Raw genomic sequence first — 9,091 nt, forward strand, 5'->3', positions numbered from 1 at the left:
GCGCATTGCCGTTGCATGCCAATGTGCGCGGTGCGCGCTACTACCACTGAGGAGGTGATCGTGATGCTACACCAACCCCTGTTGGCGCAGTTACGCGCCCTGAAGCTCACCGGCATGGCTGAGGCGCTGGAGCAACAGCTGACCCAACCCCAGAGCGTCGTGGACCTGAGCTTTGAGCAGCGCCTGGCGCTGTTGCTCGAGCGCGAGCAACTGCAGCGTGACAATCGGCGCTTGGCGCGTCTGCTCAGGGCGGCGACGCTGCGCGTGCCGGCCTGTGTCGAGGACATCGACTATCGCCATGCGCGTGGGCTGCAACGTGCGCAGATGGCGGCCCTGGCAAGTGCCGATTGGATTCGTCGGGGGCAGAATCTCTGCCTCACCGGTCCGACCGGCTGCGGCAAGACTTGGCTGGCCTGCGCGCTGGGCAATCAGGCCTGTCGCCAGGGGCTCTCGGTGCGTTACCTGCGTCTGCCGCGGCTGTTGGAGCAGCTGCGCATCGCCCATGGTGACGGCAGCTGGGTGCGTCTGATGGGCCAGCTGGCCAAGACTGAACTGTTGATTCTGGACGATTGGGGTCTGCACAAGCTCAACGCCGCTCAGCGCCAGGATCTCATGGAGCTGATCGAGGAGCGCCACGGCCTGCGCGCGACGCTGATCGCCAGTCAGCTGCCAGTGGAGCATTGGCATGAGCTCATCGGTGAGGCGACCCTGGCGGATGCGATCCTCGATCGGTTGCTGCACAACGCTCATCGCTTGAGCCTCACCGGGGAGTCGATGCGCCGCCGCTCAGCCCCAAGCGACACGCCGAGCCCTGAGGGTTGAACGCGGCGGTTCAGGCGTGCAGCCGCCAGGGTGCAGAACGCCATGCCGGTGCTGGCGGTCTCCGTGTGGATAACGCGTGAATGCCGATAACGCGCCCGCTGGTTCGCCGTCTGTTGCGGCATCGCCTGCACCTGCGCCAACACCGCCTGCCACAGGCGCTCATCCAGATAGCGCTCCTGCACCGCCGCCGAGCGTGGCGCGCGCAGCTTCACCGCCGAGGCGCCGAACGGGTTGTAGCGCAGATAGCCCTGGGCCAGCAGCCAGCGGTAACAGCGCTCGATCGTGGTCAGCGCCTCATGGCGCGAGCGCGCACTGAGCTTGCGGGTCCAGGGCCGCCACTGTGGATCATTGCGGGGCTTGGGCTCGCCATACCACTGCGGCCAGCGCTCGGGGTATTGCAGCAGATCATCGAACAGGCCGATGTCCTCGCCGGTCGCCTCCGAGAGTGCCTTGCCGCGCTCGAGGCCGAGCCAGAGCAGGAAGCGCTCGAGCTCGTGGCGGTAGGCCTCGAGCGTGAGTGGGTTGTCCTTTTGGCGCGCGAGCCAGCGACTGACCGCCTGCAGATCAGAGGCACAGTCGGCTAGATGACCGCGTTCGGGGGCGATCAGCCAGCCTGAACCGCCAGCCGGAATCGGGGGCAGGGCGCCGGGATGCGGTGATTCATCAGTGGAGTCGGTGAGGCACCAGGGCAGCCAGTCGATCGGGGGCGGGACAGGTAGCGGTGAGTGTGCGCTGGCCATCGGCTAATCCCGCAGCAACCAACGCCACGCAGGAATGACCCGAATCGGCCCGCGCGACGTCTCGAAGCGGGTTTCTTCATCGAGCGTGATCAGGATCGCCTCGGGAAGCGCGCGCTCGGCCATCACCGCCTCAAGCGCGCGCACCTCACGCGCGCGCGTCTTTGCGTCCGATAGCGATTCGCTGACCTGGATCGCCTGCGGTTCGGTATCGAACCCGCGCGCCAGAAAGTCGACCTCAAACCCCTCCTGCGAGCGGAAGTAGCTCAGCGCCAGGCCACGCCGGCGCAGATCGAGAAAGACCAGTGTCTCCAGCAACCAGCCGCGATTGCGGTTCGGGGTATGCCAGTAGGCCTGCGCCAAGCCGGTATCGATCGGGTAGACCTTGCGTGGATTGACCTGGCGCTGGCGTTCCGAGCGCGTATCGAGCGTGAGCGTCTGGATCAGATAGGCCTCCTCCAGATAGCCGAGAAAGTCGTGCAGACTGTTCTTGCCCACCGTGATGCCACGCGACTTAAGGTCGTTGTAGAACCGATTGACGCTGAAGGCATTGGCCGGCGCGCCCAGCAGTTGACGGATCAACGCCCGCAACGCCGCAACGTTGCCGACCCCGTGGCGCTCGACGACATCGCGCAGGATCACCACGTCCACGTACTCCTGCAGGATGCGCACCCGCAGCGATGGCGCCACCCCTTGCACCTCGGGAAAACCGCCGGTCTCCAGGTAGTCACGCAGCCGGTTGGCCAACAGCGCCCGGCGATGGCTGCCAACCGGTGCGCTCAGCGTCGCCTCGAGACCCTGATGACGCAGCACTTCGCCGAAGCTGAACGGGAACAGCTCCGTGCTCAGCGAGCGACCGCGCAAGGCACTGGCGATCTCACGGCTCAAGAGCCGGGCCGAGGAGCCCGTCAGTGTCAGTTGCAGCGCCTCGCTATCGAGCAGGCGACGCACGAACGCCTCCCAGCCCGGCACGTTCTGGATCTCATCGAAATAGGCGAAGCAGGGCTGACCCTTGTTGCCGGGATAGAGGCGGTACCAGGTCTCGGGAATCTGGTGCAACTCGGCGGCGGTCAGCGGATAGAGCCGCTCGTCATCAAAGTTCAGATACAGCAGACGCTCCTTTGGCACACCCGCGTTGAGCTGCTCCTGCATGGCCTGGAACAACCGCCAGCTCTTGCCGCTTCGGCGCATCCCAATGACGGTGTCGATCTTGCCGGGCAATGCTGGCAAGCGGGTTTCACGCGCGGTCAGGCGGGGCAGGGTCCGCTCTTGGAAATCGGCGATCAGGTGTTCGAACAGGCTGTCCATCCGGCCTATTGTGTCCCTCTTCTAAGGATGGATAAAGCCCTTTCTGTCTTTCCAGCAGGGACATCAGGCCTTGATCGCCAACGGCCGGGCATCGAGGCTGATCATGCCGCGCCCCGCGCCTGCAGCAGGTCGACGACCTGCCCCAGGGTGCTCGGATCACAGCCAGCGGCGATCTCCAGGCGCAGTCCGTTGGTGAACACCACCGTCAGCGCGGCCAGCCTTGCACCAGCTCGCGCCATCGGGCGGGCGTCGCTTCTCGGCCATGCCCAGTCCTCGTGTTGCTGTGACTAGGCGCTAGGGTGCAAGCCGCGCCGGCGCTCGTATAGGAGGTAATTCGCCGGACGGTTGCGAGAACGTCTCAAGCTGGATCAGCACTCCAACCATGGTCTGGCAGCTCAGCGCTTACAAACGGCCGGGCCTGGCGATACAGCAGCTGCACTCGTGATCGCCATCGGAACAATTCAACGCCGACGAGGTGTTGTTGCGCTGATTTATCCTGAGAAATCTTCCCATAGCAATCCGCACTGACTTCACCAGATTCCGCCAACGTAGTTGCTTCTGCGCTGAGGACGCGATCCCCTAGCTCGTGGCAGCAAACGGCCAGTTGCTGTCATTCAGCCCTGCTAGACAAGTGTTAGCATAGGTTGACATAGCTGCCGCTGGTTCGCCGAACTGACCGCCCGCGTTCTCGCCGTCGAGGAGATCGGCCGCACACCAGGGCAGCACGCCGGCGATGCACTCTCGGTGCTGCTGCGCGTCAGCGGTCCCGAGGTTCAGGCGGGCGTGGCCGATTGGCTCGGCACCATCCAATGGCTCGGAGCCAGTCCCTATCGCCCGTATCACAAGCGCAAGAACTAGTTTTGTCAGGGTTACCGACTTCGAGGAGCCGGCGAAAGAGAGCTGGAATGACGCCGACCTGCGCATCGAAAACCTGCGCGCCTCCGGTCCCTGTGGTCAGCATGTCAATCGCACCGAGAGCATAGGTCGCATCACTCACATTCCGACCGGACTCAGCGTTTTGGCACAGGAGGAGCGCTCCCAGCACATGAACCGGCTTTTGGCGCTGGCGCGGCTGCCGGGCGGTGCTGATGAGCCAGTGGGCTGACGAACAACTGCGTGTGGCTGAAGATCAAAAGTGGCGGCAGCATACACGAGTTGAGCGGGGGAACGCGGTGCGGGTGTAACATGGTCTATCTTGGAAGAATGAGCGTTGATATTCATTGATGAGTGCGCGGCACCAAAAAAACCGACCGCGATCATGCGAATGTGGTCAGTCCCTCGCCGATGCTCGGGAATCACCGTGTTCATGGACGCGGCCTGTCACGCTGACGTCGATGCCATCGGCCAGGGGGTATGGTGCCTCGCGAATCGAATAAATGTCCCGAGGAACTTCCGTCCGCTACCGCCTGAAAGGCCATCGCTGAAGTCGACGCTTAATCTGTAACATAGGGAGCAAATCGTATGCGAGTTTGCATCCACCGGGGCAGTCACCAGATTGGTGGAAGTTGTGTCGAAATCGAGCAGAATGGACTCCGGATTCTGCTCGATTTCGGGTTACCCTTGGATTCAGACCACGATAAGCACTCAGCGATACCCGCAACGCTTACCGGACTCAATGGACGCGATACTAGCGTACTCGGGGTATTCATCTCGCATCCGCATCTGGATCATTTCGGCTTGCTGCCCGCTCTGGCACCCAGCATCCCCGTCGGAATGGGACCAGCCGCCCGGCGTATCGTCACGGCGGCTGCGGCTTTCAGTGGACCTCCCTGGACTAGACCAGCAGCAGGATGGGATTATCGGTCAGGTCAGCGCATTGATGTCGGACCATTCCGCGTTACCCCCTTTCTTGTTGATCATTCAGCATACGATGCCTATGCGCTCCTAATTGAGAGCCAGGAACAGAGTCTTTTTTACAGCGGCGATTTCCGCGCGCACGGTCGCAAATCGGCTCTGTTCGAGTCTTTGCTGAGAACGTTGCCCCGCGGTATCGATGCCCTGCTGCTGGAAGGTTCCACCCTGGGAAGGCCGCCAAATGGCGGGCGGTTTCAGCATGAATCAGACATAGAGGATCAGTTCGTCGCCGAGTTTTCGTCGGCTCAAGGCCTCGTCTTGACGCATACGTCCTCACAAAACATTGATCGTCTCGTATCCATCTTTCGAGCGGCGAGACGAACGAACCGCCTCATGGTCATCGATCTTTATACCGCGGCGATTCTGCAAGCGACAGGCAATCCAAATATTCCACAATCCCACTGGCCCGACATCAGACTCTATGTCCCTCAACGCCAGCGTATGCAGATTCGATCGAAGGGCTTGTTCGATCTTCTACGTCAACACGCGAAACATAGGATTTACATCGAAGAGCTGTGTGAACGGGCGAAATCGTTGGCTCTCGTATTTCGCCCGATTCACTGTCAAGACCTGGAAAAGGCAAACTGCTTAGCTGACGCTCGCTACATCTATTCACAATGGGCAGGATATTGGGAGCACGGAGACTTCAGTGCCCTCGGAGCCTGGCTGAACAGCCACGGCATTGACAAGAGAAGCATCCATACGTCAGGCCACGCGAGCCCCGTGCATCTCGAGGAGTTCGCCAGGGTGCTCACTCCACGTAAGGTTGCCCCTATTCATACCTTCGTGCCCCAGCAGTATCAGCGATTGTTTGTAAATGTCGAGCTTCACCGCGATGGCGAATGGTGGACGCTAGAGGAGAGCGAAAGGCTTGAACACGCAGAGCGCACAAGCCCCGCTAACAAGAAACAGCAGCATTGGCGACCTGGCTTGGAAGAACAGAAGATCGGAAAATTTAAAATTGTACCCCTTACATCATCAAAACAGCTGAAATCAGAAGGCTGGCACATGATGAATTGCGTGGCGAACTATTCAAATGCCTGCAAGAAAGATGAATATCGAGTATTTTCGATTCGTGATCTCAGCGGTGAGCGCTTGGCGACACTAGGCATGATTCGCAAAAATAATCAATGGTGGATAGATCAATGTTTTGGCCCATGTAATAGTGCGGAGAATGCCAATCTAGAACTGGTTTATGAACATGGAAGGACAAGGGAGATGGTCGATTGGTACCAAGATGAGGGCGTGCTCGAATCAGATAGGGATTATGATATCGAAAATGGTGTTTTGGCAGCAACCATCAGTGTGATGAATCGATACGGCGAGGTCGATCACCTTGCTGTAGATACTGACCTGAGCCTTCTCGCGCAAGAAGTGGAACGAATCATGAATATCAACAAAGAAGACAACTGATATGGCAAACGACGCATTGAAGACGAAAATACAGAGCATGACAAAACTGGCAGCGCAACGCGTCGCCGAAAGCCCATATTGGTTCGACATCAATCACAAGAGACGCTACGTTCGTGTTAATGGTAAAAGCTATCGTGCGGTATCTCTCGACCCGGCGAACCCGTGCGGTAGCCTTATCCGTGACGGAAAGAAGGTATCCGGGAATAAGACCCTAAAATTAGCGCTATTGGATGCTGCAGACCCACAGTGTGAAAATCATGTACCTAAAAATAAAAAGCCCGAGCACAGAATCCAGGCGGTGTTGATCTGGACAGCCTTGACCGATCCCCAGGGACTTCCGCGGGCGATAGGCATCGCTGACCGCTTTGATGCCATTTGGTTCGTCGCGGATGAGGTCAAAATGGACAAGATTCGCGCTGACCTGATCATGTTGGGAGAATCACAGGGCCGCTATGTTCCGATCTTCATCGAATTGAAGTACAAGCGAGAAACCCAGGTTGGTGAGCAAGTTAAAAACGCTAGCGAGATGGCGCGTACTATCGAGGCTGAGTTTTGCCAGTTTCTGTCTGCCGCAACGAAGAAACCTGCAGAGGCGATTGAAATGACCAAACCCCTCCTAATCGCCATTTGGGGAAAATCCGACCGAGAGCGCCCCGAGGCACAAGCGATGCGAGATCGATATGGCTTATTGACAATCCATCATGAGGAGCTGAATCTGTAAGAAGGAATGAACAGCTCGGGAGGAGTTCCTGGGGCCTGACGACTAGGCACGTTGCCTTCACGTTTTGCATTGGTGCGTCAGCGCTTCTAACGGCCCGACCACTCGGGTGGGCGGTAGGCTCCCCAACACCGCATCGGTGGCTTGCAGAGCTGTTGGCTCTTGGATGAGCTGAGCTTGGTTAATAATCAGGAGGGATTATGAGTAGTTGAGTCCGATTTTTGTAAGTACTGGCTGCAGCTTAGGCAGGCTTCCCTAAGGGTTGGTAGTGGCGAATTTGTTCGGCTGCTTTGGGTCGGTAGCAGACAAGCGAGAGATTCAAATTGCGGCTGGTGTCACGAGTGTTGGGTCTACCCCCTGATGCATGAGCGCCTCTCTCAAGACGTTGTCCGTCGACTGCACTCGAGTCGTTGCACTGAGCGCGGGCAAGGCGGGTAGTGGTTCGACCCTGTTCTGTGCCACCCGCAGGGATCGGCGGCAGGGCGCCAGGATGCGGTGATTCATCAGCGGCGTCGCTGAGACACCAGGGCAGCCAGTCGATCGGCACAGGCACAGGGAGGGGCTGTGGTGGTGAACGCCTCATTGGCGATCAGCGCCTCTTGGGTCGATGGCCACCCGGTTTCGGCCCGTGCGTTTTGCGCGATACAGCGCCGTGTCGGCCCGCGCGCAGACGTGCTCGACGGCTTCCTGGGGGTCATATTCCGCGACACCAATACTCAGGGTGGCCCTGATCTGATCGGCAAAGACCATCGCCTGCACGGCTGCGCGGATGTGCTCCGCGATCACCGCGGCCTGATCGAGGTCGGAATCCACGGCCAGAAGGATGAATTCCTCGCCTCCCCAGCGCGCCAGATGATCCGTGCGTCGAATCACCTGCTGCAGGGTGCTGGCCAGGCGGGTGAGCACCTGGTCGCCCTGAGGATGCCCGTATTGATCATTGATGCGCTTGAAGTGATCGATATCGAAGATCAGCACAGTCAGCGGATGCCCGGTGCGCTGACAGCGGGCGCATTCTTGGACGAGCAGGGTATCGATGGCGCGCCGGTTCAACAGGCCGGTCAGCGCATCGGTCATCGAGAGCCGGCTCAACTCGGCGTTCATGCGTTTGAACAACCGGTTGCGCTGGAACAAAAACAGACTGATGAACAGGCCGACCGAGACCAGCCCGAGGATGATGATCTCGCGCTTGAACACCAGCCAGAGGTCCGGTGGGCGGTTGTGGATCTGGGTCTGCCGTGGCAAACGCCCCGGATCGAGGCCCCAACGCTGCAACGGACCCCAATCGTACGCCGACACAAACGCATCGCCCTCGCCAAGGGTAAAGGGTTGCCGGTCGAGCTGCGCGATGATCGCCCGCGCGGCGATCTGGCCCACCCGTTCACCGGAGAGCAGATAGCCGCCCAGGATGCCGCTGCCCATCAAGGAATCCCAATGACTGAAGATCGGTGCGTTGGCGGTCTCGGCGATGCGGCGCGCCGCCTCAAACGGGGTGATCGGCGTGCCCTCGCCATCATCGAACATCAGCAGATAAAAAATGGCGCTCTCGGGAGGGAGCGTTGCCAGCTGCGACAACAAGGCCGTCATCGGGACATCCAGCAGATAGTGCGCCTCGATCCCCTGGCCAACCTCGGCCATGGCTTGCTGAAACGACCACAGCCGTTTTTCTTGACTGTGATCATCGGTATCGGCAATGACATAGACGCTGCGCGGGTCGGCCACCCGGATCATGTCTGCAATGGCGCCGCGAAAATCGGTCAGGATCTGCACGCTCTCCACCTGGGAGGCCGGGTTGTGCGATGGGCTGGAGGGGACATCCCGAACGGTCTGAAACGCAATGTGCCGGGCCTCTGGGAACAGCCTGGGATGGCTGTGGAAAAAAGCCGCCGCGGCGTCGCTTTCGGTGACGACGATAGCGATGGTTTTCCCGGCATATTTGCCGGACAGGAACCGCGCGAGCTGGTCTTGGTGTGCCGATCCAGGAAACCGGCTGGTATCCATGAACTCTTCATAGAGGTGGTACGGATCAGGGAAGGCGACCAGGCCCTGATGCAATCCCCGACTAAACAAGACAGTCCAGGGCATCTGCTGATGCCAGGAATGGAGCACGAGAATGTCAACGGCAGAGGCGCTTTGCGCTGGTTGCGCCTGCCCCGGCGCGCACCCGAGGCCGCCGACCAAGACCAGCGCGAGCGCGCACCCTCTCGCCTGCGCAGCCGGTTTTCGACACTGTCGAGCGGCG

At 59.9% G+C, this 9,091-nt stretch carries 8 protein-coding genes; 4 read left to right on the forward strand and 4 right to left on the reverse strand.

The annotated features are described in order from the left end of the window. Positions 1-63: 63 nt before the first annotated feature. The gene (istB, locus tag VBE63_RS21870) at positions 64-822 is read left to right on the forward strand and encodes an IS21-like element helper ATPase IstB (protein ID WP_323685147.1); all 759 of its coding nucleotides are present in this window, start codon (positions 64-66) and stop codon (positions 820-822) included. Here the strand turns inward: istB and VBE63_RS21875 are convergent. From VBE63_RS21875 to VBE63_RS21885, 3 genes are all read right to left on the reverse strand, one after another. Further along, positions 747-1,562: a hypothetical protein gene (locus VBE63_RS21875; protein ID WP_323685140.1), complete on the reverse strand. Its 816-nt coding sequence runs from the start codon at positions 1,560-1,562 to the stop codon at positions 747-749. The two genes, istB and VBE63_RS21875, sit on opposite strands and share 76 nt — an antisense overlap. Before the next feature lie 3 nt (positions 1,563-1,565). Then, entirely contained in the window at positions 1,566-2,867 is a 1,302-nt protein-coding gene (locus VBE63_RS21880; protein WP_323685141.1) for an ATP-binding protein, read from the reverse strand. Positions 2,868-2,968: 101 nt separating this feature from the next. Further along, on the reverse strand, positions 2,969-3,106 hold the full coding sequence (locus tag VBE63_RS21885) for a hypothetical protein (protein WP_323685142.1): 138 nt from the start codon (positions 3,104-3,106) through the stop codon (positions 2,969-2,971). Positions 3,107-3,600: 494 nt separating this feature from the next. Between VBE63_RS21885 and VBE63_RS31540 the strand changes: the two genes are divergently transcribed. The 3 genes from VBE63_RS31540 to VBE63_RS21900 all read left to right on the forward strand — a co-directional run bounded on the left by VBE63_RS31540 (position 3,601) and on the right by VBE63_RS21900 (position 6,855). After that, on the forward strand, positions 3,601-3,972 hold the full coding sequence (locus VBE63_RS31540; RefSeq protein WP_416274628.1) for a peptide chain release factor family protein: 372 nt from the start codon (positions 3,601-3,603) through the stop codon (positions 3,970-3,972). A gap of 356 nt (positions 3,973-4,328) precedes the next feature. Continuing rightward, positions 4,329-6,134, forward strand: a complete 1,806-nt coding sequence (locus tag VBE63_RS21895) for an MBL fold metallo-hydrolase (protein WP_323685143.1) — start codon at positions 4,329-4,331, stop codon at positions 6,132-6,134. Position 6,135: 1 nt separating this feature from the next. Next, the gene (locus tag VBE63_RS21900) at positions 6,136-6,855 is read left to right on the forward strand and encodes a hypothetical protein (protein ID WP_323685144.1); all 720 of its coding nucleotides are present in this window, start codon (positions 6,136-6,138) and stop codon (positions 6,853-6,855) included. 576 nt (positions 6,856-7,431) lie between these two features. Here VBE63_RS21900 and VBE63_RS21905 read toward each other — a convergent pair. Next, positions 7,432-8,934 (reverse strand): GGDEF domain-containing protein, encoded by a 1,503-nt coding sequence (locus VBE63_RS21905; RefSeq protein ID WP_323685145.1) that lies wholly within the window; start codon positions 8,932-8,934, stop codon positions 7,432-7,434. Positions 8,935-9,091 lie beyond the last annotated feature (157 nt).

The organism is Lamprobacter sp. (assembly GCF_034860625.1).
Taxonomy (GTDB): Bacteria; Pseudomonadota; Gammaproteobacteria; order Chromatiales; family Chromatiaceae; genus Lamprobacter.

Bases quoted from the DNA above. Each gene is read 5' to 3' on its own strand.
- VBE63_RS21875 (WP_323685140.1), bottom strand. From the start codon at position 1,562: ATGGCCAGCGCACACTCACCGCTACCTGTCCCGCCCCCGATCGACTGG.
- VBE63_RS21880 (WP_323685141.1), bottom strand. From the start codon at position 2,867: ATGGACAGCCTGTTCGAACACCTGATCGCCGATTTCCAAGAGCGGACC.
- VBE63_RS21900 (WP_323685144.1), top strand. From the start codon at position 6,136: ATGGCAAACGACGCATTGAAGACGAAAATACAGAGCATGACAAAACTG.
- VBE63_RS21905 (WP_323685145.1), bottom strand. From the start codon at position 8,934: ATGCCCTGGACTGTCTTGTTTAGTCGGGGATTGCATCAGGGCCTGGTC.
- istB (WP_323685147.1), top strand. From the start codon at position 64: ATGCTACACCAACCCCTGTTGGCGCAGTTACGCGCCCTGAAGCTCACC.
- VBE63_RS21885 (WP_323685142.1), bottom strand. From the start codon at position 3,106: ATGGCGCGAGCTGGTGCAAGGCTGGCCGCGCTGACGGTGGTGTTCACC.
- VBE63_RS31540 (WP_416274628.1), top strand. From the start codon at position 3,601: ATGCACTCTCGGTGCTGCTGCGCGTCAGCGGTCCCGAGGTTCAGGCGG.
- VBE63_RS21895 (WP_323685143.1), top strand. From the start codon at position 4,329: ATGCGAGTTTGCATCCACCGGGGCAGTCACCAGATTGGTGGAAGTTGT.